Below are 25,351 nucleotides of genomic sequence, written 5' to 3'. Positions count from 1 at the left end.
AAAACGATGATAACATCTGGTGAAATTGCCATTATTCTGAGGGTGCTCCAAAACCACACGGCCCTTGAAAATTATTATTTAAAAGAGATTGTAGAAAAGCAATGGGAGGAAGAGAGCGGATACTTAGATGCACTCTCGGCTTGCTTTGAAAAAGGCCTCGTTGAAAAATCTGGTGCATTTCTTAAACTATCAAATGAAGGTATCTCCTGGATACAGGAAAATAACGCAGAATTCAGTGTTGAGAAAGACTTGGAACATTCGGGTGATGGTGCGGCCCAGCCGACCAAGCCATACGATGTTGCCAAACTGAAAATGGAGACGAAGCCATTAAGCGTGTTTCAAGCGCTTCGGAAAATAGAGAGAGCGGAAATTGATCTAAGTCCGGAGTTCCAGCGTGCCTTTGTATGGGACGAACTCAAACAAAGCCGGCTGATCGAATCTATGATTATCAAAATTCCTTTGCCTGCATTCTACATCGACGCGACCACAGCTGTGCGCTGGATTGTGGTTGACGGTCTTCAAAGGCTGACGACGCTTTATCGTTATTGTAGACTCCAAGACTTTGCGCTCTCGGGTCTGCAGTTTTTGACAGAGCTTAACGGGAAGAAATTTGACGAGCTGCCACCCGAATATAAGGTCGCCATCGAAGACGACACGCAGCTCATGTTTTACAACCTCATGCCCGGCACCCCTCCGCTCGCGAAGTACACGATCTTTTCTCGTGTAAATACGGGAGGAATGCAGCTCACACCTCAGGAAATTCGACACGCGCTAAACCAGGGGCCATGCACAGAACTCCTGCGGAGGATGGCGAAGTCTCCTGAGTTTCTTTCGGCCACTCAAGGTGTAGTTGAAAGCCTTCGCATGAGTGATCGCGAATTGATACTTAGAGCGCTGGCTTTCAGCCTCAACGACTACAGTTCATACCGTGAGCACGGTGATATGGAGTCGTTCCTAGTTCACGCGATGAACCAGATTAATGCTTTGCCAGAAATCGAAATTAAGAACCTGGAACAAGAATTTTATTTAAATATCGGGAAAGTCCAAAAAATATTTGGTATATACTCCTTCCGAAAATATTACATGAAGGGTGGACGACGATCTCCATTGAATAAGGCGTTGTTTGAAGTTTGGACTGTAACTGTGAAGGGCTTTAGCTCTTCTCTAATAGAGCAAAAAAAGGATGCGATAGTTACAGAATTTCTCGCCGCTATGAACACGGACGACAGATTTGTTCGATCAATTAGCGCCAGCACTGGAACTTACTCGGCTGTAGAAAAGCGTTTTAAAGCCACCACTAGTATTTTAGAGAAAGCTTTTAATGCTTAAAAGACTCGATATAAATGGTTACAAGAGCCTTGTGAATATTTCACTTGAACTTGCGTCGCTCAACGTGCTTGTGGGCGCGAATGCGTCTGGCAAATCTAGCGTCCTTCAGAGCCTTCTATTGCTGCGGCAATCGGAAGGAGCAGGTGGCTACATCGAGAGGCTCGCGTTGGGTGGTCCTCTCTACGAGGCTGGCACGGCTCGAGATATTCTGCATCCCAAAAGCGGATACCAAGTAAAGATGCGTTTAGACGCATCCGGTCGTACGTATCGGTATGCATTTACTGTGAACCGAGACGCCTCGGATGGATTGTCACAGCGTGAGATACGCTGTGAACCTCGACGAAAGGCACCTACAGAACTAACGCGGCGCGGACATGGGTTTGTCTATTTGAATGCCGAGCGGCTGGGCCCCAGAACGAGTTATAGCCTGTCGGGGGAAGATAAAGATCCTGCCGGCGCATTCGGTAAGCATGGTGAGTACACGCCATCCGTGTTGGCCAAGGCGCAGGCTACGGAAATCAAATTCGATGGATGGGATGACGATGTAGCCGGCCGTTGGGTAAACGCGGCCCTCCAGGCTGACAACTTTGACCGGAGTGAGGACTTCAAGAACACCCAAGGTCGGGTTGATCTTCTCACCAACGCTTTATTGTCGTGGATTATACCCGGCAGCCGCTTCGAGTGCCAAGAGTTGGTTTTGCAGGATCTGGCAACCCTTTCTTATCAAATCGGGTCAAGCATCCGGTCTTCGGTTCGTCCGACACATATCGGCTTCGGACTCAGCTATACGCTACCTATCATTGCTGGAGCGCTGTCGCTTAATAGAAACGGCGTGATGATCGTTGAAAATCCGGAAGCCCATTTACATCCTTTCAGCCAGTCCCGGCTCGGGATGTTCTTAGCAATGATTGCTGCTGCCGGTCGCCAGATTTTTATCGAAACGCACAGCGATCACGTTGTAAACGGCATTCGTTTGGCGACGAAATTCGGCGTAGTTCAGGCAAATGAGATATTCCTAAACCATTTTACGTATGACTTTCGAGAAGAATGCACGGTGGCTCATCAAATTCGGATGGACCAAAAGGGAAAGGTCTCCTCGTGGCCCAGAGGCTTCTTCGATCAAATCGAATCCGATCTCTCAAAGCTTTGAAACATGAAAAGCTTTTATCTCGTTCCTTTGACAGTGAAAGAACAATGCTATGCTTTTTCGGAAGCCGAACACTGTATCGGCGAACTTGTCGTTGCGCTGCAGTATGCGGAGCCCGCGCTAGCTCGAACAGTGACACTCTATTTTGACCCAGCAATTGAGAACCTTTCCCTTCGACCCGCAGAATCGCTAATTCAGACAATTAGTGCGGTAAATGACCGCGACATGGCCCGTCTTTGGTATCTTTTTACGAGAAACAGAGCTGTGGAATGTGATGCGCCCCCTCAAATGACGAAGGTGTCGCGCGAAGACTTTACGAACGAGGGCGCAATATCAGGCCAAGACATCAAGCCCCACGCGATATGGCTTGGTTTACGTCACCCAGAACTGCCGGATGCTTGTGATGACTTATTGGTTGCAGATTCTGAGTCGGAGTATAGTGTTTCATTCGTGAGCGGGCTAGAGGCGATAAGGCGGGCTCTCCCCCGCTATGAGCCAAATCCGAAACACAAACGTCAAGAATATACCCGTACAGGCGCAGAGTCCGTCTCGCCAATGACGCTTTCAGATGAGGAAGCGCAGCGACTTCTTCTGCAGGCACTCGTTGGAGGTCGCGGTTTATACTCATTTCATTCTGAAAGAAACAAGTATTATAGGTTTGTAAGAACACATCTTGACCGTGAAATATTTCATGGATTTGAAATAAAAGAAGCTGAAGTTCCTGGAAAAACTCTGAAGTTGCTTCAGCGATAGCGCCTGGCATTCCATTTGCGAGCAGCTGGTTAGGTGGCGGTTCACACCATCGGGTTCCGGTCCAGCTTCCCCCGATATGCCGGATGCCGGTGCGACACGATCGCGTCAACAAGCGCCGGCGGCTTCGAGCCCGTCAGCAGCAGCATCTTGCCGGTCTTCATTTCCAGGATCTGATCTGCGGTCATGAGCTTCTGGCGCTGTTCGGCGGTTGAGGTCTTATGGCTCTCGCCGAATTTGGCGGACGATTGCTTCGTGCGAGTGAGCACCGTCTGGTCGCCGAGCGCGTTCGCGGCCCAATTAGTGGTTTCAAACTCAGCGCGGCCGAGACCGAAAATGCGAGTCGTGACGCAAGAGCCGAGAATGCTGGCGCTGTCGCCCTTGCCATAGACGCTTTCGATCTGGCCCTTGTCCTGGGTGATGAACAGTGCCTCGATGCCGCAGCCGGCGGCGACGTTGGCGATGTTGATCAGCTTTTCCATTCTGCCGAGACGGACAAACTCGTCCAGCACAAGAAGCACGTTCTTTTTCGGCTTTCGAGCACCTTCAAGGCGGACAGCCATGCCGAGAATGATGTTCGTCAGCAACCGGAGAAAGACGGCCTGGGCGTCAACCTGGTCGAGCGGCACGACCATGAAGAGGTCGGCGCGGCCCTCGAACAGGTTTTCGAATGAGCATGTGGAGGTGCCGAGAAAGGTGCGCAATTCATCCGAACGAGCCCAATCGAATGCCTTCTTGATGGTCGTCTTGATTGCGCCGCGCTCGTTCTCGCCGGCTGCAAGGAAGGTGGCAGCTGCGGCGGCCGGGCGGGTGCCGAATGTCTCCGGCGCCCCAGCCCATTCCGTCAGCGTCTTTTCAAAGTTGGCGGAAAACAACAGGTCCATGATGGTGATCAGATTGCGATCAGCTTCCGCGCGCCTGGTCATGACGACCTCGATCACGGCGGCAATCATGGATTTCGCCATTTCAGCGAAGTGTGTACCGTTTCCGCCTTCCGGTCGAACAAGCCCCTCGGCAATGACCTCGATATCACGGACAAGGTGTGCTTGCCTGATATAGTCGAGCGGGTTGAAACGATCCTTCGACGGCTCGATGACACCGAAGGGATTGAGAACCACGACTTGACGGCCGAGCGACTGCCGATAGCGGCGCGTCACGGCGAAGTTCTCGCCCTTGATGTCCAGGGCCGCGACCGGCCCGTCATGGTCGATTATGGCGGGAATGACAACGGACACCCCTTTCCCGGCGCGGGTGCCGGCGATGGCGACATGGTGACCGGCGCGCCATCCGGTCTTCGGGTTGCGGCGGTAGCGCAGCATCGCGCCGCCGGAGAGACCGAGCGGCAAGCCGGTATCGTTGTGCTGGAGTTGGCGCAGCTCACTCCGGTTCATCCATCGGGTGCGCCATGGGCCTTGTTTTGAAATGCGGTTTGACGAAACTGGGGCGACAATCGAGATCGCGCGCAAGATGAAGAACAAGGGCACAGGCAGGCCGATGGCGAGGCTGGTTTGCACACCCAGCTTCTGCGCCTCTGTGAAGCGATCCCAGGTCGATGCCATGCCTCGGATGCTTTCGATTCCCGAATAGCCGGCATTTCGCCAAGCTTTGAAGCTGTCGAGCAGGACGCCTGCCGCAATGGTCGGGTCGGTAAGGGCGAGAGCAGACGCGGCAAGGAGGGCAGCCCCCACAGCTAAGCCCGACGCGCTGCGGATGCGGCCCTGGGTGTCTCCCGCCAATGCCAGCAGCGCAAACCCGAAAAACATAACCAGGATTGCGGCGCGCGCGTTCTGGTAAATGGGTGGCCAGAACAACGGCGTGGTCTCCATCAGCAGGAAACCGGCCGCAACGACGGCAATGGAAAGGGCATAGCGATAGGGCTGAATAATCAAATTCATGGATCGAAACTCCAGACGGAAATGAAAAATCAGATGCGGCCGCGATCGGACGCGGGTGATCGAGTTGTCACGTCGGCGGCGCGACCGTCTCCAGCATCGCTTCGGCCTGCTCCAGCAGAGCGAACGCTTCCACCAGCTCGGTCGAGACCGTGCCGCTGGAAGGATTGCCGGAGGCGAGCCAGGCGTTCATGAACGTAGCCTGTGACGCGATGAGCGATTTCAGCGATCCTTCCAAAGCCGCTTGCCGATTTTCGATCATGTCGGTCGAGCGTTTCTCCAGCGCCTCGAACTGCGCGGTTCCGCTCTGCAAGGTGTTCATCAACGTCTCGACGTAACCCAACAATTCGCGCTCCAGCGGCGACAGGTTCTCGGGCATCGGCGGCCTGGTGGCTTTGGTCATCGGTCAATCTCCTTGGACGATCTTCAGGCATGCGGTTTTGGCTGTGCCGGCCTGGCAGGTGATCAGCTGAAGGCGGTCGACGTTCCAGGTCAGGACCTTGCCGTTGCTGGTCTGGTTGATTTGCAAGCCCATCTGCCAGAGGCTGGCGCTCTGGGCGCGGTCGATCATCAGCCCCGCCCAAAACCAGCTCGCGGTGAAGCTCAACAGGATGATCAGTAAGGCCACCGCGCCCATGGTCAGGAAGAATGGCTGCACCATCGAGCGAAGCCGGTTCACGTCCGCCTCGGTCGTCGCCAGTGCCGCGCTCAAGTGCTGGCGGTTCGCGTCCGTGAAGCTGCGGATATCGGTCTTGATTGTAGCTTGCGCGCGCTTCAAGGCTTCGCTCCAATCGGTCTCGAAGCTCGTCGAGGGCGATGGCGTCGAGCCGGCTTCCGGAACGGCTGGGCTCGCCAGCCGATCTTTCAAGCGCTCGCTCAAGGGTATTCTCTCGGGTCCAGTCTTCACGGAACAGGTCTCCTTTCAGACGCCAGCGCTCGTCCGCCTCGGGGTCGCGCACGGTGATGTAGTTTTTGCCGGCGCGCGGCAGGTCGAAACCTGCCGCCGTCAAGGCCTCGGTCATGCTTGGGCGGTCATTGATTTCGCCGGTCTCGATGCGCTGGACGATCCAGTCATGGATCAACTCACGAGCATCGCCACGCCTAACGCTCTCGATTAGGCTGACGGTCTCGCGGGCGCGCTCCGGCGCCACCGGATCGTTCCAGCCGTGTTCCTTGTTCAGAACATCGCGCAAGGCGTCGTAGTGCTTCTGGTAGCCGGGCGGCGTGATGTTGAGGCTGCGCCCGCTCGCAAGCTCCATGCGCGGCGTCACGAAATGCAGCTCGACGCGGCCCTCATGGGTGTGGCGTACCCACAGCATATCGCGCTGGTCGGATTCGAGGCCGGCAAAGGCAAGGCTCTCAAAGGCGTCCATCACCTGCCGTTGCTGGGCAGGGTTCGGCGCGTCTTCCGCCGTGAAGGCGATGACGCCGGCGCGATAGGTCCATTGGTGTGGGCAGGCGTCGATCAGCGCGCGCATGCGCTCGGTGTCGCCGCGCAGCACTTCAGGCAAGGGCTCGCGGGCAAACAGCATGACCTCGCCGCGCTCATCGCGGATCGCGTTGCGGCTCTGGTCGTAAGCGACAACGTCGCGCTCGACCAGATAGTCAACCGGTCCCGATCCGCCGCCCTGGCCGTTTCGGAAAAACTTGATCAGCACGGCGCGCCATCCTTGGCCGTGAACTGCTCAAGGGTTTCCGATAGCGCCCGCTCGATGGTGACCAGGCGCGCGGCAACCGTGATTGCGTCGATAGCGGACACCTGGCCCTGAACCTGGGCCGCATTCAGCCATCGCGCGATCTGGTTGAGGTTGCCGCCGATCCGCGCGACGGCGCGCACCAACTCCGGGTCCACCTTGGGAACCGGACGGCGGCCGCGCGCCTCGGTGAGGCCGAGCGCTTCCCGCATCAGCGTGGTGAAGGGCACACCGGCCCGCGCCGCACGTGCGGTCAGCGCCTGCTTTTCCGATGCCGTGCAGCGGAAAACCACGAGGGCATTGAGGTCGCCTTTGCGCGATCCCCGCGTGCTCTTGGTGGGGTTTGAAGGGGAGGCCTGCCTCCCCTCACAAGGCTCCCTGTCGGACGGCTCGCCGTATGACAGGGGTCGCCTTGCTCCCTTCAAATCGCCGTCCGTCATGACGCCCTCCGAAGGTCGGTCTGTCGGGCGGTTTCGGCGGCGATGTGGTCACGGCGGCGGCTGAAGAAAGCGATCCAATCGAGCGCGCTGGAGCTTGCTTCGTCCGGTGGCCAATAGCTGGGCAGGGCATAGCCTGCTTTCCCGGTTTTCACCGTCCGCATGCCCAAGGCATCGATCGAAGGAAAGCCGTGACGCCGCAACCAATCGCGCCATTGCTCGACCTGATCCGACTTGGTTTCAGCCACGAAAACGAGCGGGACGGCTCGCCGCGTCTCGACGCGCGGCGGGGCGTCCTCGCGCGGGTTAGGTTTTTTTATTTTTTCTTTCTCTGGGTTTGGTGGACATATTTGTCCCCCTTCGCTGGGCACATCTGACCGCCTTTATCTGGGTAAAGGGTGACAACTTTGTCCGTCTTTTCGCGGGCGTCCGATGCGCGTAAAATCGACGCCGCTGAGGGACGATATTCTGTGTTGTGCCCGACGCCATTTCCGCGCTGGACCTCGAACCATCCTTTGACCTCAAGTTCACGGACGGCGCGCTGAATGGTCTTGACGCTCTTGCCGGTCGCGTCGGCAATCGTTTGATAGGACGGCCACGCCTTTCCGGTGTGGCCGTTCAAATGCGTGGTGACGATATAGAGGGCCACGGATCGCGCGTTGTCGCTCAAATCCTTGTCGCAGCTCAATTGCTGAAGCCACTGCAGCTTCACATCCCGAAACGGCCGGGCCCCGCTCATGCGCGCCTCTCTGGGCGCAACGCGAGTGGGAAAGAAGGGCCGAAAACGGCCGGAAAAAGTGGGACGGTCGCTTTGTTAAGCCATTGATTTTTATGAAGCGGGGTTTTCGTCCCACACGGGGTTAAGCAGCTGATTTTGCTCGAATTCGGCAGGCCCTCCGGGCCCACCATTTTTCTTCATTATCAGCCGTTTGAATGCGGGTTTGCTCGCAAGGTGGTCTCCTTGCGCGATCCGACATGCCGCGTCGCTGTTTCGATTGCTTTCTGTTGAACAATCATAATAATGTTATTCAACAAGGTTGGAGTAGGCGCCCGGAAGGCGTCTGTGGAGGAGGATGTCATGAAGCCCAGTCCGATTACGGCGGCTCCCGCGGATGCGGCGGCGCGCAAGGCGGTGAAGCCGGTGGTGTGTTATCCGGTGGAGAGCCTGCCGCGGCCGGATCTTTCGGCCTATCGTGCGTTGCGCGACGACCTGGAGCTGGTCGAGACCATCGTCGTTCCGCCGCGCGAGGCGGCGACGTGGTCGGTGCCGGCGGGGCATTTCTGCCGTATCGTCTGCAGCGAGGGGCCGCAGGTCGGCGACCTCAACCTCTTCAATGCCAATGACCTGAAGGAACGGCTCTATACCGGCAAGACGCGGGCGCTGAACGGCACCCATGTCGGGCTCGGCGACCAGCTCTTCTCCAATTTCCCCTATCTGCGCCCCATCGCTACCATCACCCACGACACGCTGGACTGGTACGGCTTCGACGAATTCGGCGGCGCGGTGCATGACGTGATCGGCACGCGTTGCGATCCCTATACGCACAACCTGCTCAGCCATGGCGGCCAGTACCACCATTGCTGCCATTCCAACCTGACACGCGCCTTCGCGCAGAAGACCGGCATGGCGCCGCGCGAGGCGGAAGGCTACGTGCACGACGTGCTGAACGTCTTCATGTGCACCGGCTTTACGCGCGACACCGGGCAGTATTTCATGAAGGCGAGCCCGGTGCGGCCGGGCGATTATCTGGAATTTTTCGCGGAGATCGATCTTCTCGGCTGCATGTCGGCCTGCCCGGGCGGGGATTGCTCGTCGGAGCACTCCTCCGACACGGCGGCCTGCCATCCGATGGTGGTCGAGGTCTACAAGGCAAAGGGCCTGCCGAAGGGCTGGGCGGCGCCGCCGGTCAACGGCTACGACGGCACCCACGGTCTCTAGCGCGGATCTCGGCGCGGGCGGCGGACGGCGCGGACCATGCCGCCTTGCCCGTCGCCGCAGAAGAAGCGGTCCGCGCCGTCGGATTCCAGGCCCGACACGCCGATGCCCCTGGGCATGACGATCCTGTCGAGTACCGCGCCCGTCGCGGGATCGATGTGGCGCAGGTCGCTTTCGTCGCCCTCCCAGGTGCCGTGCCAGAGCTCGCCGTCCACCCAGGTGACGCCCGTCACCATGCGGTTGCTCCGGACGATGCGGATGACCGCGCCGGTTTCCGGATCGATCTGGTGGATCTGCTTGCCGCGATATTCCCCGACCCACAGCGAGCCCTCCGCCCAGGTAAGGCCGGAATCGCCGCCGTTGCCGGGGGCGGGGATGGTCGCCAGCACCGCGCCGGAGGCCGGGTCGATCTTGTGAATCCTGTCCTCGGAGATCTGGAAGAGGTGGCGGCCGTCATAGGCGGTGCCGGCATGGGCGGCCATCTCGATGGCGCCCAGCATGCGGCCGTCCTCGGGGTCGATCGCCCTGATGGCGTCGCCGGCGGCGAACCAGACGGCCTTGCCGTCGAACGTGACGCCGCCGACCTGCTCCACGCCGGAATAGGGGCCGTATTCGTGGATGATCTCTGCCTCGGTCGTACTCATCGTGATCTCCTTCGGGTCTGTCGATGATCCCATCCTAGCTGCCGGGCAGCGGACCTGGGAGTAACAAGAGTGTCGAGAAAGCGCCCGGCGTCGGCGTCAGCCAGCGCTGGGCCCGCCCGCGGCCGACGGGCTCCACCTTGCCGGCGGCGGCCAGCTGCTCCAGCGCGCGCTGCACGGTGCGGGCGCTGGTGCCGAGCGCGATGGCGAGCGCCGAGCTCGACCACGCCTCGCCATCGGCAAAGAGCGCCAGCACGTCCGCATGGGGTTCGTCCCGCGGCGGGGCGAGCACGACGACGTCCCGGTTCTCGCGCGGGGTCAGCAGGAAGCCGGTCGGGGTGGCGGCGATATCCGCGAAGGGGGCGATCTCGGCGCGCAGGCGGCCCATTTCCACGCGCAAGCGGGCGCGATGCGACTCATCGGCGTGCCGAGCGCGGAAGGCGCGTAGCAGCAGGGCCTCCCGGCTCGCATCGTCGGGAAAGGCCTCGGCGAGCGTGCGCAGTAGGGAAAAGAGGATGGGGCGTGTGGCGAGCGGGATGGCCGTCTCCCCGCAGCGGACCACATGGCGGCAGGCATCGACGACGAGCGCCTCCGTCGCGAACAGGGCTTCCACGGCATCGGGCAGGAGCGGGCGCGCCTCGCCCCCGGCGATGAGGCGGGCCGCGGGCTGGCGAAGCACCGCAGCGGCATCCTCGACCTCGCGGATGAGCGCGGGGATGCCGGCCTGCCGGGCGGCCTCGATGGCGCGGGAGAAGGCCTCGCGGGCGATGCCGACGCGCAGCCGCCGGAGCGCGATGCCGGCGGCGGCCAGTTCGTGCGTGGCGCGCAGCGGCGGGGGCAGGGCGGCGGCGTTTTGCTTCGCCAGCAGGGCGGCGGCTTCGTCGAGCCGGCCGATCAGCAGCAGGCGGCGGATGGCGAGGGTTTCGGCATGGGCGGCGTTGAGGCGGTCGCCATGGGTCTGAAGCGTCGCGCCGGCGGTGGCAAGCGCCTTGACCGGCCAGGCGAGGTCGCGCGCGGCAAGGGCGACTTCCGCCTCGGCGACGATGCAGCGCGCCCGCGCCACGGCCTCGCGCGGGCCGAAGGCGCGGGCGGCGTTCTTCAACAGGGCCTTCGCCCGGTCGAGATCGCCGAGCTGGGCCATGGCGATGCCGCGGAGCGCCAGCGCCGGGGCGTCGTCGCGCAGCGCCACGCGATTCAGCGCGGCGAGCGGATCGCCGCCGGCCAGCGCCCGTGCGGCGGCAATGATCATCGAGTCCATGCGATTCCCGTCACATTTGTCACTCCCGCTGCGGGGCTGCCGGCGCCTAGTCTTGCCGTGTCGATCTGGAGGAAAGGCGTTTTGCCGGCCGGGTTCAAGCCCATCCGGCGGAAAATGCCGCCGCTAGGCACCTTGCGGACGGGCATCTTCGGCATCATCGTGAAATTCTTCGCGCGCGATGTCGGAAAAGCCCGCCGGCCGGCGTCTTTCATCCGGGTGGACGAAACGATGCGGCGTGGCCATGCCCGCCGGTCGGTCCAGAAGGAGATGACCATGATCCATACGCATTATCGCTGGGTGATCGTCGCGGCGGGCGGCCTGCTCGGCTGCATCGCCATCGGCGCCATGTTCTCGCTGCCCGTCTTCCTGCTGCCGATCTCGAAGGATACCGGCTGGTCTGTGACGGGTGTTTCCACCGCGATGACCATCGGCTTCCTCGCCATGGCCTTCGCCAGCATGTTCTGGGGTGGGCTTTCCGATCGCTGGGGGCCGCGGCCCGTGGTGCTGACGGGCTCTGTGCTGCTGGCGGCCAGCCTTGCGGCGACGAGCGTCGCCACCTCGCTCGTCGCCTTCCAGTTCACCTTCGGGCTGGTGGTGGGGGTGGCGGCGGCCGCCGTCTTCGCGCCGATGATGGCCTGCGTCACCGGCTGGTTCGATACGCATCGCAGCCTTGCCGTCTCGCTGGTCTCGGCGGGCATGGGCATGGCGCCGATGACCATGTCGCCCTTCGCGGCCTGGCTCGTTTCCATGCATAGCTGGCGCACCTCCATGCAGATCATCGCTCTGGTCGTGGCCGTGGTGATGATCCCGGTCTCGCTTCTGATCCGCCGACCGCCGGCGCTGGAAGCGGAGGCCGGGGCACCCGCCTCAGACGCGCCGCAGGAGGGCATGACGACGGGTGATGTGCTGCGCTCGCCGCAATTCATCATCCTGTGCCTGACGAACTTCTTCTGCTGCGCCACCCATTCCGGGCCGATCTTCCATACGGTGAGCTATGCCATCACCTGCGGCATTCCGATGATCGCCGCCGTCACGATCTACAGCGTCGAGGGGCTGGCCGGTCTTGGGGGGCGTGTCGTCTTCGGCCTTCTCGGCGACCGGTTCGGCGCCAAGCATGTCCTCGTCGCGGGGCTGTTCGCGCAGGCCTTCGGGGCGCTCGGCTATGTCTTCACGGGCGGGCTTTTCTCCTTCTACCTCGTCGCCGGCCTCTTCGGCTTCATCTATGCGGGCGTCATGCCGCTCTATGCGGTGATCGCGCGCGAGAACTTCCCGCTGCGCCTGATGGGAACGGTGATCGGCGGCACGGCCATGGCCGGCAGCCTCGGCATGGCGCTGGGGCCGGTCGCGGGCGGGATGATCTACGATACCTTCGCCAGCTACACCTGGCTCTATGTCGGCTCCTGGGGCATCGGCCTCGGCGCTTTCCTGATCGCCATGACGTTCCGGCCGGCGGCGAAGACGCGCGAGGCGCTGGCGGCGGCGTGAGCCGGAATGAAAAACCCGCCGCGGATGCGGCGGGTTCGACGGGCGAAAGGTTGTTCACGAGACTGCGCGCCTAGGCGGCGCCTGCGGGGTCGCCGATCGGCATGAGGGCGGGGTTGGTCGCCTGCTCGCGCCGGATCCTGCTTTCCTCGTCTTCCGGCTCGTCGTCCGCGGTCTTGCCGGCATCGCGCAGCTTTTCGCGCGAGGGATCGGCATTCGTCTCACCGGCGGCGTCGCGGTCGTGGTCCGGGTCGTCCTTCGCCGGCATGTAGCCGCGGGGGCGGGTGGCATCCGGGCCTTCCCAGCGAGGCGACTGATCCGTGGTGCCGGGCGGGCCGGGTTGTGGTTTGTCGATCGTCATGATCGCCTCCTTCAGAAGTTCAGGAACTGCGCGGGGTTCCGGCGGGCGCGCATGAGAAGGTCGAGCTCCCTCTTGGAGGGGCCGAACTTGTCGAAGAGACGCTGGGCCTCCTCCCGCGTCAGCTCATAGGCCGCGCGGAACGATTCCACCGTATAGCGTTCTCCCGACAGCCTTCGATGGTCGGGAAAGAGCTTGGATTGGTCGGGCATCTGCAATCACGCCTAATCGTCATTGACGGTGAGGGAACCGGCAAGGGCGGCGATTGTTCCGTGGCGGAAATGGAAAGGTTGGGGAGGATCGGTTCCAGGTGCCCAAGCCTCTTGCGGGTGATGCGCGAACAGAGACGGGGCCGGAGCATTCGCGCTTCCGACCCCGCTTCCGGGAGAAATCCGAGATAGGCCTCAAGGCCGCGCGCAACCGTATCCAGTGGACCAGCGGCCACAAGAGATGTCCGACGCCGATTGTATACGTCGCTGCCCGATTAATCCTATTTTTCAGCGGCCCCGCTGGCCGCCGGCAAGAGGCTTGCGACCGAAATTCCTGAAGGAAACGGCGCGGATACGTGATTGATGTCGATCATACATGGCTTCATGCCCATTGTACATGAGCAATTTGCTTGGATTGTCGACATGGTGAAGCGCGAAGTGTTGATGATATTATTTTTGCATTGTACACAATCATTGCGGTCTGAAAGATCGCGACGGGGTGGCGGCTGCTGGAGGGCGGCACGCCTTCTGCATCCAACAAACACCCATGGGAGGGGGAAGCATGAAACAGGCACTTCTTTCGATTTGCGCCGCCGCGCTCGGTCTCGCGATCGCCGGCCAGGCCTCGGCTGCAGGCACGCTGGAAACCGTCAAGGCGCGCGGCAAGCTCATCTGCGGCGTTTCGCTGACGGTGCCGGGTTTTGCTGCGCCCGACGACAAGGGCCGCATGCAGGGTTTTGACGTCGATATCTGCCGCTCGATCGCTGCGGCCGTCTTCGGCGATGGCGAAAAGGTCGATTTCGTCCCGACCAACATCAACACGCGCTTCCAGGCGCTGCAATCCGGCGAGATCGACGTGCTCTCGCGCCAGACGACGCATACCTTCTCCCGCGACGCCTCGCTCGGCCTCGATTTCGGCCCGACGGTCTTCTATGACGGCCAGGGCCTGATGGTGCCGAAGTCGCTCGGCGTCACCAGCGCCAAGGAACTGACGGAAGCCGCCATCTGCACCCTGCCGGGCACCACGACCGCGCAGAACATCTCGGACTTCTTCGCCGCCATCAAGGGCAAGTTCGAGCTCGTCGTCTTCGAAAGCCCGGACGAGAACCGTGCAGCCTTCTATTCCGGCCGCTGCGAGGCGATCACGTCCGACCGTTCGGACCTTGCCTCGATTCGCGCCGTCGCTAACAACCCGGACGACTACATCGTCTTGCCGGAAACGATCTCCAAGGAGCCGCTCGCGCCGGCCTTCCGCCAGAACGACTCCAACTGGGGCGATATCGTTTCCTGGTCCGTCTGGCTGCTGATGGCCGCCGAGGAAAAGGGCATCACCCAGGCGAATGTCGACGAGAAGCTGAAGAGCGAGGATCCGGACGTACAGCGCATGCTGGGCGCCACCGAGGAACTCGGCAAGATGCTCGGCCTCGACGACAAGTGGGGCTACAACATCATCAAGAGCGTCGGCAATTACGGCGAAATCTTCGAGCGCAACGTGGGCGAGGGCACCAAGCTCGGCCTGACGCGCGGCCCGAACGCGCTCTGGAATGCCGGCGGCCTGATCTACTCGCCGCCGATCCGTTGATCGCTTCCTAGGGCGATCCTCCGGGGCGCGCATGGCGGCGCGTGCGCCCCCTCTTTCCTGATATCGGCGGCGAGGTTTCATGGCTTTCCTGCATGACATGCGCTTTCGCGCCTATTTTTACCAGGTCGTCGCGATCGGCTTCGTGGCCCTCGTCGGCTGGACACTGTTTTCCACGGCGAGCGCCAACCTTGCCAAGCAGAACATCGCGACGGGCTTCGACTTCCTGACGCGGCCGGCCGGCTTCGTCATCACCGAGGCGGCCATCGCCTTCGAGCCTACCGACACGGTCGGCCGCGCCATCCTGGTCGGCATCGCCAATACGGTGAAGGTCTCGCTGCTCGCCGCCATCTTCGGCACCATGCTCGGCCTTGCCGTCGGCATCGCGCGCATGTCGAGAAACCCGCTGCTGGCACGCCTCGCGCTCGTCTATGTCGAGCTTCTGCGCAACGTGCCGCTGCTGCTCTATCTCTTCCTCTGGTATTCGCTGATCATCCTCATCCTGCCGCCGGTAAAGCAGGCCCTGAACCTCCTGCCGGGCGTCTATCTCTCCAACAGCGGCCTCGTCGTGCCGGCGGCGCTCGTCGAAAGCGGGGGCCTTGCGCTTCTCGCCTGCCTCGTCGGCGGCGCGGCCGCGGCCCTCGTCATCCGCAATGCCGCGACGAAGAGACGTGTCGCGACCGGTCAGTCGAACCACGGCGGCCTCATCGCGCTTGCCGTGCTCGTCGGTCCCGCGCTGCTGCTCTGGCTTGCCGGCGGCGTCGCTATCGACTGGGATTTCCCGACGGCTGGAAAATTCCGCCTGACGGGCGGGCTGCATGTGCGGCCGGAATTCGTGGCGCTGCTCTTCGGCCTTGCGCTCAGTGTCTCGGCGAACGTCGCGGAAATCGTGCGCGCCGGCATCCAGGCGGTCAACAAGGGGCAGTGGGAGGCTTCGGCCGCGCTCGGGTTGCCGCGCGGCAAGACCATGCGGCTCGTCGTGCTGCCGCAGGCGCTGCGCATCATCATCCCGCCGCTCACCAATACCTATCTCACCGTCTTCAAGAACAGTTCGCTGGCCATCGCCATCGGCTATCCGGACCTCGTCACCGTCTCCAACATCGTGATGAACCAGACCGGGCAGGCCATGGAGACGATCGCGATCTTCATGGGCGTCTATCTCGCCCTTTCGATCGCCATCTCGCTTCTGATGAACTGGTACAATGCGCATGTCGCGCTGAAGGAGCGTTGATATGACCGACGTTCAGGCCCTCGTTCTCGCCCCGCCGCAGCCAGCCCCCGCCGCCGCGCGTGGCGGAAAGCTCTCCGCCTATTTCGGCACGCCCGGCAACACGCTGATCAGCGTCGCCTCCATCGCCGCCATCGTCTTCATCGCCAAGCTCGCCTTCGGCTGGCTGGTGGTCGATGCCGTGTTCTCCGGCGACGGCGCTGTGTGCAAGGCGGCGAGCGGGGCCTGCTGGCCCTTCGTGGCGCAGAAGCTGCGCTACATGCTCTTCGGCTTCTATCCCTATGACGAGCAATGGCGGCCGATGCTGGCGCTGCTCCTGCTCTTCGGCGCCTGCCTCTTCTCCATGATGCCGCGCTTCTGGAGCCGCAAGCTGCTGATCGCCTGGATCATCGTCATCCTGCCGGCGCTCTACATCCTCATGGCCGGCGGCGTCTTCGGTCTGACGCCGGTGCCGACGACGAGCTGGGGCGGCCTGCCGCTGTCCTTCACGCTCTCCTTCGTCGGGCTGACGCTCGCCTTGCCGCTCGGCATCGTGCTGGCGCTCGCCCGCGCCTCGAACCTGCCGGCGATCCGGGTGCTTGCGGTCGGCTTCATCGAGATCGTGCGTGGCGTGCCGCTGATCAGCATCCTCTTCATGGCGACGGTCATGCTGCCGCTCTTCATGCCCGAGGGCACGACCATCGACAAACTGCTGCGCGCGCAGGTGGCGATCATCCTCTTCGCCTCGGCCTATATCGCTGAGATCGTGCGCGGCGGCCTGCAGGACGTGCCGGCCGGGCAATATGAGGCGGGCAAGTCGCTCGGCCTGCATTACTGGCAGATCATGCGCAAGATCGTGCTGCCGCAGGCGCTGAAGAAGGTCATTCCGCCGATGGTCGGCCTCTTCATCGGCTTCTTCCAGGATACGACGCTCGTCACTATCGTCGGCCTCGTCGATTTCCTCGATACCGTCCGTTCCGCCATCCGCGACCCGGAATGGCAGGGCATCGCGGTGTTGGAAGGCTATCTCGTCGCCGCCGCCGTCTATTTCACCTTCAGTGCCCTGATGGGCGCCTACAGCCGCTTCCTCGAAGTACATTTCAGGACGACCCATGCCTAACGTCACCGTCATCCGCAATGCCCGCACCGTCGTCGCCTATGACGAGGGGACCGGCGGCCACGCCTATATGCAGGACGCCGACGTCGCCTTCGACGAGACCGGCTTCGTCCATGTCGGCGGCCACTATGAAGGGCCCTTCACGACGGAGATTTCCGGCCACGACCGCATGGTCCTGCCGGGCTTCGTCAACGTGCATTGCCATTCCGGCGAGGAGCCGATTTCCAAGAGCTTCTTCGAGGATCAGGGAACCGCCGCCCTCTGGGGGCAGGCGATGTACGAATATTCGACGCTCATCGAGATCGGCGACGACGCGGTGAAGGCCGCGCTCACCGTCATGCTTGGCGATCTCCTGCGTAGCGGCGTCACCACCTTCGTCGATATCGCCGGCCCGCATGAATGCTGGCTGCCGACATTGGCTGAAAGCGGTGCGCGCGCCTATGTCGCCCCCGGCTTCCGTGAAGCGCAGTGGCATGTGGAAGACAGCCACCGCCTCGATTTCCGTTGGGATTCCGTCCGTGGCCGCGAGGCCTTCGCCCGTGCGCTCGAAACCGTCGATGCGGCGCAGGCCCATCCCTCCGGCCGCCTCGGCGGCATCGTCGCCCCGGCGCAGGTCGAGACCTGCTCGCCCGAACTGCTGCAGGAAGCGGCGGAAGCCGCGCGCAGCCGCAAGGTGCCGATTACCATCCATGCCGCCCAGACCATGGCCGAGCACGAGGAACTGCTGCGCCGCCATGGCCTCACCGCCGTGCACTATCTCGAAAAGCTCGGTGTCCTCGGCCCGGATCTCATCCTCGGCCATTGCATCTTCATCGACAGCCATGGCTGGACGCGCCAGCGCACGGCGGACGATCTCGGCCGCCTTGCGGCAAGCGGCACCAGCGTCGCCCATTGCCCCGTCACCTTCGCGCGCAGCGGCATGATCCTGCAATCGGTCGGCAGGTATCGCCGCAGTGGGGTCAACGTGGCGCTCGGCACGGACAGCTATCCCTTCAACATGCTGGAGGAGATGCGCACGGCGCTGATCAACGCCCGCATCGCCACCGGCACGGTCTTCGACGTCTCGACCGCCGATATTCTCGACGTCGCGACGCTGGCGGGCGCGAAAGCCCTCGGCCGCAGCGATATCGGCCGCATCGCGAAGGGCGCGAAGGCGGATTTCTCGCTGGTCGATCTCAAGCATCCCGGCATGCAGCCGGTCTATGACTCGCTGCGCAACCTGCTGCATTGCGCGGCCGAGCGCGCGGTCGCGGCCGTCTATGTCGACGGCGCCTGCGTCATGGAGAACGACCGGCCGACGCGGGTCGATTATGACGGCGCCCTTGCGGAATTGCAGGCCGTGCAGGATTTCGCGGTGCGCCATTTCCAGGCGAACGACCCGCGCGGCCGATCCGCCGCCGCGCTCGCGCCGCTTTCGCTGCCGGTGCTGCCGCATCCGTGATGCTGCGGATCGCCAAGGGGGGAGGGAAGTCCTATGATGATCCTCCCGAACCCTGACCTGGCCGCACCGCGCATGCATCGACGACTGACCTTTCTCCGCTCCTCCGCCGCTTTTGCTGGCGGCTGGCTGTTGTTGCTGGCGGCTTTCGGCGTCTATTCCGCGACGAGCCATTGGCAGGCCTTCGAGCAGGAGGTTTCGGAAAGCGGCCGCGCCTTGCAGCGCGCGATTTCCCAGCGCGTCGCCCAGCACGATGCGCACCTGACCGGTCTCAGCGCCCTCGGCCTCGCGCAGGCGCAGCCATCGGAGGATTTCGACCTCGTCGCCAAGTCGATCCTGCGCTTCTACCCCCGCATCGTCGCCATCGACCTCGTGCGTCTTCCGTCAGACACGGCGCCTGATGTCGTCAGTTCGGCGACATCAGGCGATGGCTCGACCGTCGATCCCGCGCAGGTCTCCCGGGCCGTGGAAATGCTCACCCCCGGCAAGGCGGCCTATGGCGCGGATGCCAAGCCCGGCCATTACCGGGTGATGAAGCGCATGAATGAGACGATGGCCGTCAGCCTCGATATCGACGGCGCAAAGCTGGTCGAGGGCGAGGAACTGCCGCGCTGGGCGACGCTGCGCCTCTCGACGGCAGAGGGGCCGTTGCTGGAAACTGGTGCAAGGCAGCCCGACGCCGCAGGCTTTCTTGTCCGCACGGTCCGTTTCGACGCGTCGATCGTCAGCGCCACCCAACCGCTGCGCCTTTCCCTGCAGCGCCATGTCACGCTGGCGCAGCTCCTGCCGCCGCTGCCCTTCGCGCTTTTCGCCGCCCTCTCGCTTGCGGGTCTCGTGCTCGTGCGCTCGCTGCTGAAGCACCGGCAGGATGCCGCTTTGGCGCGGGAGGCGGCGGAGGCCGCGTCCCAGCGCGAGGCGCTGCGCCAGCACGAGACGAAGCTTGCCCATGCGCTGCGCATCAACAGCATGGGCGAGATGGCCTCCGGCATCGCCCATGAACTCACCCAGCCGCTAACGGCGCTGCTGAGCCAGAGCCAGGCGGGCAGGCGCATCGCCGCTGCGAACGGCCTGACGGATACGCCCATCGACACCGTGCTTGCCGCCAATGTGCTGCAGGCCAAACGCGCTGCCGATATCCTCGTGCGCCTGCGCGCCTATGTCGGCAAGAGCGCGCTGGAGGCCGGCGTGCACGATCTCGGCCGCCATGTCGCCGATATCGTCGCCCTCTCGCGCATCGACCTCGACCGGCGCGGCATCGCGCTCGATGTCGAGATACCGGAGGCGCCCGCACTGGCGCGGATCGACCCCGTGGAGATCGAGCAGGTCATCCACAACCTCATCCGCAACGCCGCCGATGCCGTCGAGCAGACGGAGAGGGCGGATGGCCGGGTGCTGGTCGCGCTGAAGCCGGCGGGAACAAGTTACGAGATTACCGTCTCGGATAACGGCACCGGCATCCCGCCGGATATCCTGCCGCGCCTCTTCGAACCGTTCTTCTCCAGCAAGCCCGATGGCATGGGCCTCGGGCTCAGCCTTTGCGAAAGCATCGTCGAGCGCTTCGACGGCAGCATTTCGGCCGGGAACGGGGCGGCGGGCGGCGCGATCTTCACCGTGCGCCTGCCGGCGGCACAGGATATGCAGAAACGAGAGGAAGCAGCGGAATGACGATGGCGCCGGTCTATCTGGTCGATGACGACGAGGGGGTGCGCAGTGCCCTGTCGCTTCTGCTCGGCACCTATGGCGTCCGCATCGAGACGTTCGGCGATCCCACCGCTTTCCTCGCCCGCGCGCCGAAACTGAAGCCGGGCGTGCTGCTGCTCGACCTGCGCATGCCCGCCATCACCGGCCTGCAACTGCACGAAAAGCTCGCCGCCATCGGCTGCGACTGGCCCACCATCATCTGCACCGGCCATGGCGACGTGCATGCCTGCCGCCGCGCCTTCAAGGCGGGCGTCGTCGATTTCCTCACCAAGCCCATCGACGAGCAGGTGCTGATCGAGGCCCTGCAGCAGGCTTCCGGTGCTCTGGACGTGCATGCAGAGAAGGCCGAGGCGGTGAAACTGGTGGCGCAGCTTACCGATCGCGAGCGCGAGGTGTTGGACATGGTCGGGCGCGGCTGGTCGACGAAGGAGATCGCCGACAGCCTGCAACTGTCACCCCGCACGGTCGATACGCATCGCGCCAACATCGCCCAGAAGCTCGGCACGACCTCGGTCGCCGAGTTCGCGCGTCTCGCCCTGATCGGGCAGGCTCCGTAGTCCTACGGACCCCGCTCCGTCCGTCCACCGATACCCTAGGACGCGGAAATCTCCGAAAAGAGGGTCGTTGCCGCCGATGAGACCGGGCGGCCCCAGATGGAGATCAACATGAAGAAGTTCGTTGCTACCGCCTTCGCCGCTCTCGCCTTCGCCGGCGCCGCCAATGCCGACGTGCTCACCGAGCGCAACATGCCGCTCGACATCGCCGTCGAAGCCGCCCAGGCCGCCGTCAATGCCTGCGCCGCCAAGAAGTTCAACGTGACGGCCGCCGTCCTCGACCGCGCCGGCATCACCCGCGCCGTGCTGCGCGCAGACCGCGCCGGCCCGCATACCGTCGACAGCGCGATCCGCAAGGCTTTCACCGCCGCTTCCATGCGCACGCCGACCCAGAAGATCGCCGAGAATGTCGGCAAGAACCCGGCTGCCGCGCAACTCGTTTCCATCGAGGGCTTCCTCGTCCTCGCCGGCGGCGTTCCGGTGAAGGCGGGTGAGGAAACCATCGGCGCCATCGGCGTCGGCGGCGCGCCGAGCGGCGATATCGACGACGAATGCGCCCGCGCCGGCATCGAGGCCGTCAGCGCCAAGCTGAAGTAAGGATTGCGCGTTCCATGATCGACCCCGGCGCCGGAAGGCGCCGGGGTCTTTCTGTTTGAAGCTCCTCCAACGGAGGAGGGCGGGACGCCGGGGTTTGTCCTTTGCCGGGAAAGGCATAGACTGCCCGAAATCACCGGGAGAATGCCGCATGCGCCCAACGATTCCCGCACTCGCCGCCTGCCTGCTTCTTGCCGCGGCCTCGCAGTCCGCTGCGCGGGACGGCGCCTATGTCGCCTGCGACAATGGCCTGCGCTGCTTCAAGGCGCCATGCCCTTCCACGACGGTGCGCGATCTTGCGACCGGCAAGCTGTGGAAGGGGGCGTCGCCGGATATCGGCAGGCTTTCGGCGAGTGATCAGCAGCGTATCCGCGAGACGGATGCGCTCTATTATGGCCGCCTCGTGCTGCGCGGCCATATCGTGCGGCAGGCAAAGGGCCCTTCCGCGCTCGTCGTGACCGGCATCGAGCGGAAGGCGAAGCCGGCGGAGCGCCGGCACTGCCCGAAGGGATAGGGGCGACCTGCAAACGGCGCCTTTTCGCGCTTCCGGTGGATAGACCTAATCGCGGTCCGGCGCGCCGAGCGGGAAGAACTTCCGGTAGGGCCTGCCTTCATCGACCGCACGGGCGAAGGCGGAGCGTTCGAGCAGCCGCCGGCGATAGGCGTGTACGTTGCGAAAGCCCGGATCGATGGCATGGGTCCAGTCGGCGTAGAAGAGGAAGGGGCCGGCGCCGCAATCAGCGAGCGTGAAGACCTCGCCCGCGGCCCATTCTCGGCCTTCCATGTGCCGGTCGAGCCAGGCATAGGCGCGCTCCAGCATCCGCCGCGCCTCCTCGACGCCGTAGGGGTCGCGGTCCGGCTCGGAGCGGATGGCGTCGAAGACGATCTTCTGCTGCGGCGTCGAGATGTAATTGTCGAAGAAGCGGTCGAGCATGCGCACCTCGATCGCCGCGTCAGGATCGTCCGGGATGAGCTTCACGGGCCCCGGATAGCGCAGTCCCAGATATTCGATGACGATGGTCGCCTCGACGATCGTGCGGTCGCCGTCGACGAGGATGGGGAACCGCTTGATCGGCCAGCGCGCCTCGAAATCGGCAAGCGTTTCCGGCTGGGCATGGTCGAGCATGCGATACTCGAAATCCGTGCCGTTTTCATAAAGCGCCGTCAGCGCCTTCTGGCAGTAGCTTGAAAAGGGATGGGCATAGAGAACCGGCTTCATGGCAACCTCCCGTTTGCCATGCCTTTGTCGCAAATCCGATTGCACTTTGCAATCGGATTTTCAAGGCGCAGCAGTTTCCCGACCTCGGGCGGGACCTGCATGGTTCCGGACCGTCAGTCGCTCCGCCAAGCGAAAGCCCTCTGCAGGTCTTCGCTGTGCGATCTTGCGAACTGGGTCTGGGCGAGCGGGATGGCCAGGACCAAAAAGACCAGGGCGCCGACGAACAACGCGCCGGGATAAAGCAGTCTGGGTTTCACGTATCACCTCGCATTCCAGTACCGGTTTATCCGGTGAAAACCTGACATCGGGCTGAACGCGGCCGGATCGTTCAGGCGGCTGTCAGCTTGGCGGGGCAGGGGGAAACAAAATGGCGGACCGTGCGCGGCCTTGCCCGATTTGACGTGAAAGGACCATTCATGCGCGAAGGAACCGGCCGCTTCTCCCTCTGGCGGCCTGAACTTGGCAGCGTTACCGTCAGCATCCTGACGGCGCTTTATCTTCTGGCGCTCACGAACTGGAGCTTCTGGTCGAAGGGCTGGTCCTATCTTGAGGGCCGTCCCACCACCTTCGCGTCCATCGCCCTTGGGGTCGCCTGCCTTTACATCGCGCTCTGCGTCGCCGTTTCGCTGAAATATGTGATGAAGCCGCTCTTCATCGCGCTCATCCTCGCAAGCGCCGCGGGCGCCTGGTTCATGGACCGCTTCGGCGTCGTCATCGACATCGAGATGATCCGCAATGCCGCCGAGACGAACAGCGCGGAAGCCGGCCATCTCATCACGCCGGGCTTCGTCATCCACATGCTGGCCTATGGCGTGTTGCCCTCGCTCCTTCTGATCTGGGTGAAGGTCCGCCACCGCACCTTCTTCGGCAAGGTGCGCGGCAACCTTGCCGTCATCGTGCCGGCGCTTGTCGTCGCGCTCGTCGCGGGGCTCTCCCACGCCCGCGTCTATGCCGCCGCCGTCAGGGCGCATCACGACTGGTTCGAGACGCTCAATCCCATCGTGCCGCTCGTCACCGCCGTCCAGTTCGCGGCCGGCCAGTCCGGCGACCTGAATGTGGTGGCCGCACCGCTCGGCGAGGATGCGCGTGTCAGCGACGCGCCGCTTGGCCAGCGCAAGCCGCGCCTCATGATCGTCGTTGCCGGCGAGACCGCGCGCGCCGACAATTTCTCGCTCGGCGGCTATGAGCGCGATACCAATCCCGAACTGGCCAGGAAGGATATCCTCTACTTCCCCGACACGACGAGCTGCGGCACGGCGACCGCCGTCTCGCTGCCCTGCATGTTCTCCGTCTATACCCGCTCCGACTATACGCACCGCAAGGGGCTCGCGACGCAGAACTTGCTCGACGTGCTCTCCCATGCCGGCGTCGATGTCGAATGGTGGGACAACAATACCGGCGACAAGGAAATCGCCAAGCGCGTGAAGGAGCAGTCGCTGATCAAGAACGGCAATCCGGCCTATTGCTCGGGCGGCGAGTGCCAGGATCAGGTGCTGATCGATGCGCTGGACGGCTGGATCGGCTCGGTGAACCGGGACACGGTGCTGGTGCTGCACCAGATCGGCAGCCACGGTCCGGCCTATTACCAGCGCTATCCCGAGGCGTTCCGCCACTTCCAGCCGGAATGCCGCAGCGCCGAGTTCTCCGACTGCACGAAGGAGGAGATCGTCAACGCCTATGACAATACGATCGCCTATACCGACCACATCCTTGCAAGCGTGATCGACCGGCTGCAGAAGCAGGAGGACCGCCTCGACGTCTCCATGCTCTACATGTCCGACCATGGCGAATCGCTCGGAGAGCTGGGCCTCTACCTGCACGGCGCGCCCTACATGATCGCGCCGAGCCATCAGACCCATGTGCCCTTCGTGCTCTGGCTCGGCAAGGACGAGAAGGCGGCCTATTCCGCTGCCTGCCTTGAAGGCAAGACCAGGGAACCGCAATCGCACGACAACCTCTTCCACACCGTGCTCGGCATGATGCGGGTCGATACCACTGTGCGCGATCCGTCCCTCGACATCGTCTCCGGCTGCCGCGAGGGTGCTACGTCCTGAACGATGGGCATGGCAAGACGGCTCCTGCCCATGTATCGTCCGGATTCGGAAGGCGGCGGCGGTCAATGCGCCGCCGCGATGCGGAGTGCCGGGCGATTGAGAGTTCTGCTGATCGAGGACGACGCCGTTCTGGGCGAGGCGGTGCGTGATTATGTGGCCGGGCTCGGTCATGCCGTCGACTGGATGCAGACGCTGGACGACGGCCGCACGGCGACGGACACGGTTGCCTACGACCTCATTCTGCTCGACCTGCGCCTGCCGGACGGCAGCGGGATTTCGCTGCTGACGGACCTGCGCCGGGCCGGTGCCATCACGCCCGTCATCATCCTCACCGCACACGACCAGATCTCCGACCGCATCGAGGGGCTGAACAGCGGGGCGGACGATTATCTCGTCAAGCCCTTCAACCTCGGCGAGCTCAATGCGCGCATGCTGGCCGTCGCCCGGCGTTATGCCGGCACGGCCCTTCCCTTGGTGGAGGCCGGGCCGCTGACGATCCAGCTTGCCGATCGCCGGGTGCTGCGCGAGGGCGAGCCGGTCGATCTTTCCAGCCGGGAATGGGCGGTGCTGGCGCGGCTTGCCGCCCGGCCCGATGCCATCGTCTCCAAGGGGCAGATCGAGGAGGCGCTCTATGCCTTCGGCTCGGAAATCGAAAGCAACACGGTGGAGGTCTATGTGAGCCGGCTGCGCAAGAAGCTCGGCAAGGGCTGCGTGGAGACCCTGCGCGGCATCGGCTACAGGCTCGGCCGATGAGA

General features: G+C 63.1%; 25 protein-coding genes and 1 pseudogene. 15 read left to right on the top strand and 11 right to left on the bottom strand.

Annotated features, from left to right (window positions below; genetic code table 11):
- The first annotated feature begins 6 nt into the window (after nt 1-6).
- The 3 genes from ShzoTeo12_RS09945 to ShzoTeo12_RS09935 are packed head-to-tail and all read left to right on the top strand — an operon-like array spanning nt 7 to nt 3,229.
- Nucleotides 7-1,329, top strand: a complete 1,323-nt coding sequence (locus tag ShzoTeo12_RS09945; RefSeq protein WP_318909506.1) for a DUF262 domain-containing protein — start codon at nt 7-9, stop codon at nt 1,327-1,329.
- The gene (locus ShzoTeo12_RS09940) at nt 1,322-2,479 is read left to right on the top strand and encodes an AAA family ATPase (protein ID WP_318909505.1); all 1,158 of its coding nucleotides are present in this window, start codon (nt 1,322-1,324) and stop codon (nt 2,477-2,479) included. The genes ShzoTeo12_RS09945 and ShzoTeo12_RS09940 overlap by 8 nt, the downstream gene beginning before the upstream one ends.
- Nucleotides 2,480-2,482: 3 nt before the next feature.
- A complete protein-coding gene (locus ShzoTeo12_RS09935) occupies nt 2,483-3,229 on the top strand; it encodes a hypothetical protein (RefSeq protein ID WP_318909504.1) in 747 nt (248 codons plus the stop codon).
- A gap of 41 nt (nt 3,230-3,270) precedes the next feature.
- Here the strand turns inward: ShzoTeo12_RS09935 and ShzoTeo12_RS09930 are convergent, their stop codons facing one another.
- The 5 genes from ShzoTeo12_RS09930 to ShzoTeo12_RS09910 form a co-directional block, all read right to left on the bottom strand.
- Nucleotides 3,271-5,121 (bottom strand): type IV secretory system conjugative DNA transfer family protein, encoded by a 1,851-nt coding sequence (locus ShzoTeo12_RS09930; protein WP_318909502.1) that lies wholly within the window; start codon nt 5,119-5,121, stop codon nt 3,271-3,273.
- Between the two features lie 29 nt (nt 5,122-5,150).
- Nucleotides 5,151-6,776 (bottom strand): relaxase/mobilization nuclease domain-containing protein, encoded by a 1,626-nt coding sequence (locus tag ShzoTeo12_RS09925; RefSeq protein ID WP_318909501.1) that lies wholly within the window; start codon nt 6,774-6,776, stop codon nt 5,151-5,153.
- Nucleotides 6,770-7,252, bottom strand: coding sequence for a MobC family plasmid mobilization relaxosome protein (locus ShzoTeo12_RS09920; protein WP_318909500.1), 483 nt, complete (start codon nt 7,250-7,252; stop codon nt 6,770-6,772). The genes ShzoTeo12_RS09925 and ShzoTeo12_RS09920 overlap by 7 nt, the downstream gene beginning before the upstream one ends.
- Nucleotides 7,249-7,497, bottom strand: coding sequence for a hypothetical protein (locus ShzoTeo12_RS09915; RefSeq protein WP_318909499.1), 249 nt, complete (start codon nt 7,495-7,497; stop codon nt 7,249-7,251). Before ShzoTeo12_RS09915 ends, ShzoTeo12_RS09920 begins: the two co-directional genes overlap by 4 nt.
- A gap of 68 nt (nt 7,498-7,565) precedes the next feature.
- Nucleotides 7,566-7,988 (bottom strand): helix-turn-helix domain-containing protein, encoded by a 423-nt coding sequence (locus tag ShzoTeo12_RS09910; protein ID WP_318909498.1) that lies wholly within the window; start codon nt 7,986-7,988, stop codon nt 7,566-7,568.
- 339 nt (nt 7,989-8,327) lie between these two features.
- Here ShzoTeo12_RS09910 and ShzoTeo12_RS09905 point away from each other — a divergent pair, with 339 nt between their 5' ends.
- On the top strand, nt 8,328-9,188 hold the full coding sequence (locus tag ShzoTeo12_RS09905; protein ID WP_318909497.1) for an urea carboxylase-associated family protein: 861 nt from the start codon (nt 8,328-8,330) through the stop codon (nt 9,186-9,188).
- On the opposite strand, the gene ShzoTeo12_RS09900 is transcribed toward ShzoTeo12_RS09905, so the two are convergent.
- Genes ShzoTeo12_RS09900 through ShzoTeo12_RS09890 form a run of 3 tightly spaced genes read right to left on the bottom strand, consistent with a single transcriptional unit; the run spans nt 9,185 to nt 11,359 of the window.
- Nucleotides 9,185-9,829: a PQQ-binding-like beta-propeller repeat protein gene (locus ShzoTeo12_RS09900; protein WP_318909496.1), complete on the bottom strand. Its 645-nt coding sequence runs from the start codon at nt 9,827-9,829 to the stop codon at nt 9,185-9,187. The genes ShzoTeo12_RS09905 and ShzoTeo12_RS09900 overlap by 4 nt on opposite strands.
- Before the next feature lie 34 nt (nt 9,830-9,863).
- Nucleotides 9,864-11,084: a helix-turn-helix domain-containing protein gene (locus ShzoTeo12_RS09895; RefSeq protein WP_318909494.1), complete on the bottom strand. Its 1,221-nt coding sequence runs from the start codon at nt 11,082-11,084 to the stop codon at nt 9,864-9,866.
- The gene (locus tag ShzoTeo12_RS09890; protein WP_318909493.1) at nt 11,072-11,359 is read right to left on the bottom strand and encodes a hypothetical protein; all 288 of its coding nucleotides are present in this window, start codon (nt 11,357-11,359) and stop codon (nt 11,072-11,074) included. Before ShzoTeo12_RS09890 ends, ShzoTeo12_RS09895 begins: the two co-directional genes overlap by 13 nt.
- Here ShzoTeo12_RS09890 and ShzoTeo12_RS09885 point away from each other — a divergent pair.
- Complete coding sequence (locus tag ShzoTeo12_RS09885; RefSeq protein WP_318909491.1) at nt 11,358-12,569, top strand: MFS transporter; 1,212 nt, start codon at nt 11,358-11,360, stop codon at nt 12,567-12,569. The genes ShzoTeo12_RS09890 and ShzoTeo12_RS09885 overlap by 2 nt on opposite strands.
- 160 nt (nt 12,570-12,729) lie before the next feature.
- Here the strand turns inward: ShzoTeo12_RS09885 and ShzoTeo12_RS09880 are convergent.
- Nucleotides 12,730-12,927: pseudogene (locus ShzoTeo12_RS09880) on the bottom strand (hypothetical protein); the annotation flags it as partial.
- 11 nt (nt 12,928-12,938) lie between these two features.
- Entirely contained in the window at nt 12,939-13,136 is a 198-nt protein-coding gene (locus ShzoTeo12_RS09875) for a hypothetical protein (RefSeq protein ID WP_119257101.1), read from the bottom strand.
- A 559-nt stretch (nt 13,137-13,695) separates the two neighbouring features.
- Here ShzoTeo12_RS09875 and ShzoTeo12_RS09870 point away from each other — a divergent pair.
- The 8 genes from ShzoTeo12_RS09870 to ShzoTeo12_RS09835 all read left to right on the top strand — a co-directional run bounded on the left by ShzoTeo12_RS09870 (nt 13,696) and on the right by ShzoTeo12_RS09835 (nt 21,837).
- Nucleotides 13,696-14,715 (top strand): amino acid ABC transporter substrate-binding protein, encoded by a 1,020-nt coding sequence (locus ShzoTeo12_RS09870; RefSeq protein ID WP_318909489.1) that lies wholly within the window; start codon nt 13,696-13,698, stop codon nt 14,713-14,715.
- A gap of 79 nt (nt 14,716-14,794) precedes the next feature.
- Entirely contained in the window at nt 14,795-15,943 is a 1,149-nt protein-coding gene (locus tag ShzoTeo12_RS09865) for an ABC transporter permease subunit (RefSeq protein WP_318909488.1), read from the top strand.
- Between the two features lies 1 nt (nt 15,944).
- Nucleotides 15,945-17,039, top strand: a complete 1,095-nt coding sequence (locus ShzoTeo12_RS09860) for an amino acid ABC transporter permease (protein WP_318909486.1) — start codon at nt 15,945-15,947, stop codon at nt 17,037-17,039.
- On the top strand, nt 17,032-18,477 hold the full coding sequence (locus ShzoTeo12_RS09855) for an amidohydrolase family protein (RefSeq protein WP_318909485.1): 1,446 nt from the start codon (nt 17,032-17,034) through the stop codon (nt 18,475-18,477). Before ShzoTeo12_RS09860 ends, ShzoTeo12_RS09855 begins: the two co-directional genes overlap by 8 nt.
- 33 nt (nt 18,478-18,510) lie before the next feature.
- On the top strand, nt 18,511-20,139 hold the full coding sequence (locus tag ShzoTeo12_RS09850; protein ID WP_318909483.1) for a sensor histidine kinase: 1,629 nt from the start codon (nt 18,511-18,513) through the stop codon (nt 20,137-20,139).
- Nucleotides 20,136-20,732 carry a response regulator transcription factor gene (locus tag ShzoTeo12_RS09845; RefSeq protein ID WP_119257107.1) on the top strand — a complete coding sequence of 199 codons (597 nt, stop codon included), beginning with the start codon at nt 20,136-20,138 and terminating at the stop codon, nt 20,730-20,732. Before ShzoTeo12_RS09850 ends, ShzoTeo12_RS09845 begins: the two co-directional genes overlap by 4 nt.
- 108 nt (nt 20,733-20,840) lie before the next feature.
- On the top strand, nt 20,841-21,326 hold the full coding sequence (locus tag ShzoTeo12_RS09840; RefSeq protein ID WP_119257188.1) for a GlcG/HbpS family heme-binding protein: 486 nt from the start codon (nt 20,841-20,843) through the stop codon (nt 21,324-21,326).
- Between the two features lie 148 nt (nt 21,327-21,474).
- Nucleotides 21,475-21,837, top strand: coding sequence for a hypothetical protein (locus ShzoTeo12_RS09835; RefSeq protein ID WP_318909479.1), 363 nt, complete (start codon nt 21,475-21,477; stop codon nt 21,835-21,837).
- 45 nt (nt 21,838-21,882) lie between these two features.
- On the opposite strand, the gene ShzoTeo12_RS09830 is transcribed toward ShzoTeo12_RS09835, so the two are convergent.
- The gene (locus ShzoTeo12_RS09830; RefSeq protein WP_318909477.1) at nt 21,883-22,542 is read right to left on the bottom strand and encodes a glutathione S-transferase family protein; all 660 of its coding nucleotides are present in this window, start codon (nt 22,540-22,542) and stop codon (nt 21,883-21,885) included.
- A gap of 416 nt (nt 22,543-22,958) precedes the next feature.
- Here ShzoTeo12_RS09830 and ShzoTeo12_RS09825 point away from each other — a divergent pair, with 416 nt between their 5' ends.
- Complete coding sequence (locus ShzoTeo12_RS09825) at nt 22,959-24,596, top strand: phosphoethanolamine transferase (protein ID WP_119257110.1); 1,638 nt, start codon at nt 22,959-22,961, stop codon at nt 24,594-24,596.
- 96 nt (nt 24,597-24,692) lie between these two features.
- Nucleotides 24,693-25,349 carry a response regulator transcription factor gene (locus tag ShzoTeo12_RS09820; protein WP_119257189.1) on the top strand — a complete coding sequence of 219 codons (657 nt, stop codon included), beginning with the start codon at nt 24,693-24,695 and terminating at the stop codon, nt 25,347-25,349.
- Nucleotides 25,350-25,351 lie beyond the last annotated feature (2 nt).

It is taken from the genome of Shinella zoogloeoides, from assembly GCF_033705735.1.
Taxonomy (GTDB): Bacteria; Pseudomonadota; Alphaproteobacteria; order Rhizobiales; family Rhizobiaceae; genus Shinella; species Shinella zoogloeoides_A.
Note: the sequence above shows the minus strand (reverse complement) of the source record. Positions and strands in the feature narration are given on the sequence as shown.

Coding starts and splice junctions, on each gene's coding strand:
- ShzoTeo12_RS09945 (WP_318909506.1), top strand. CDS start 7: ATGATAACATCTGGTGAAATTGCCATTATTCTGAGGGTGCTCCAAAAC.
- ShzoTeo12_RS09940 (WP_318909505.1), top strand. CDS start 1,322: ATGCTTAAAAGACTCGATATAAATGGTTACAAGAGCCTTGTGAATATT.
- ShzoTeo12_RS09935 (WP_318909504.1), top strand. CDS start 2,483: ATGAAAAGCTTTTATCTCGTTCCTTTGACAGTGAAAGAACAATGCTAT.
- ShzoTeo12_RS09930 (WP_318909502.1), bottom strand. CDS start 5,121: ATGAATTTGATTATTCAGCCCTATCGCTATGCCCTTTCCATTGCCGTC.
- ShzoTeo12_RS09920 (WP_318909500.1), bottom strand. CDS start 7,252: ATGACGGACGGCGATTTGAAGGGAGCAAGGCGACCCCTGTCATACGGC.
- ShzoTeo12_RS09910 (WP_318909498.1), bottom strand. CDS start 7,988: ATGAGCGGGGCCCGGCCGTTTCGGGATGTGAAGCTGCAGTGGCTTCAG.
- ShzoTeo12_RS09905 (WP_318909497.1), top strand. CDS start 8,328: ATGAAGCCCAGTCCGATTACGGCGGCTCCCGCGGATGCGGCGGCGCGC.
- ShzoTeo12_RS09900 (WP_318909496.1), bottom strand. CDS start 9,829: ATGAGTACGACCGAGGCAGAGATCATCCACGAATACGGCCCCTATTCC.
- ShzoTeo12_RS09895 (WP_318909494.1), bottom strand. CDS start 11,084: ATGGACTCGATGATCATTGCCGCCGCACGGGCGCTGGCCGGCGGCGAT.
- ShzoTeo12_RS09885 (WP_318909491.1), top strand. CDS start 11,358: ATGATCCATACGCATTATCGCTGGGTGATCGTCGCGGCGGGCGGCCTG.
- ShzoTeo12_RS09890 (WP_318909493.1), bottom strand. CDS start 11,359: ATGGTCATCTCCTTCTGGACCGACCGGCGGGCATGGCCACGCCGCATC.
- ShzoTeo12_RS09875 (WP_119257101.1), bottom strand. CDS start 13,136: ATGCCCGACCAATCCAAGCTCTTTCCCGACCATCGAAGGCTGTCGGGA.
- ShzoTeo12_RS09870 (WP_318909489.1), top strand. CDS start 13,696: ATGAAACAGGCACTTCTTTCGATTTGCGCCGCCGCGCTCGGTCTCGCG.
- ShzoTeo12_RS09865 (WP_318909488.1), top strand. CDS start 14,795: ATGGCTTTCCTGCATGACATGCGCTTTCGCGCCTATTTTTACCAGGTC.
- ShzoTeo12_RS09860 (WP_318909486.1), top strand. CDS start 15,945: ATGACCGACGTTCAGGCCCTCGTTCTCGCCCCGCCGCAGCCAGCCCCC.
- ShzoTeo12_RS09855 (WP_318909485.1), top strand. CDS start 17,032: ATGCCTAACGTCACCGTCATCCGCAATGCCCGCACCGTCGTCGCCTAT.
- ShzoTeo12_RS09850 (WP_318909483.1), top strand. CDS start 18,511: ATGATGATCCTCCCGAACCCTGACCTGGCCGCACCGCGCATGCATCGA.
- ShzoTeo12_RS09845 (WP_119257107.1), top strand. CDS start 20,136: ATGACGATGGCGCCGGTCTATCTGGTCGATGACGACGAGGGGGTGCGC.
- ShzoTeo12_RS09840 (WP_119257188.1), top strand. CDS start 20,841: ATGAAGAAGTTCGTTGCTACCGCCTTCGCCGCTCTCGCCTTCGCCGGC.
- ShzoTeo12_RS09835 (WP_318909479.1), top strand. CDS start 21,475: ATGCGCCCAACGATTCCCGCACTCGCCGCCTGCCTGCTTCTTGCCGCG.
- ShzoTeo12_RS09830 (WP_318909477.1), bottom strand. CDS start 22,542: ATGAAGCCGGTTCTCTATGCCCATCCCTTTTCAAGCTACTGCCAGAAG.
- ShzoTeo12_RS09825 (WP_119257110.1), top strand. CDS start 22,959: ATGCGCGAAGGAACCGGCCGCTTCTCCCTCTGGCGGCCTGAACTTGGC.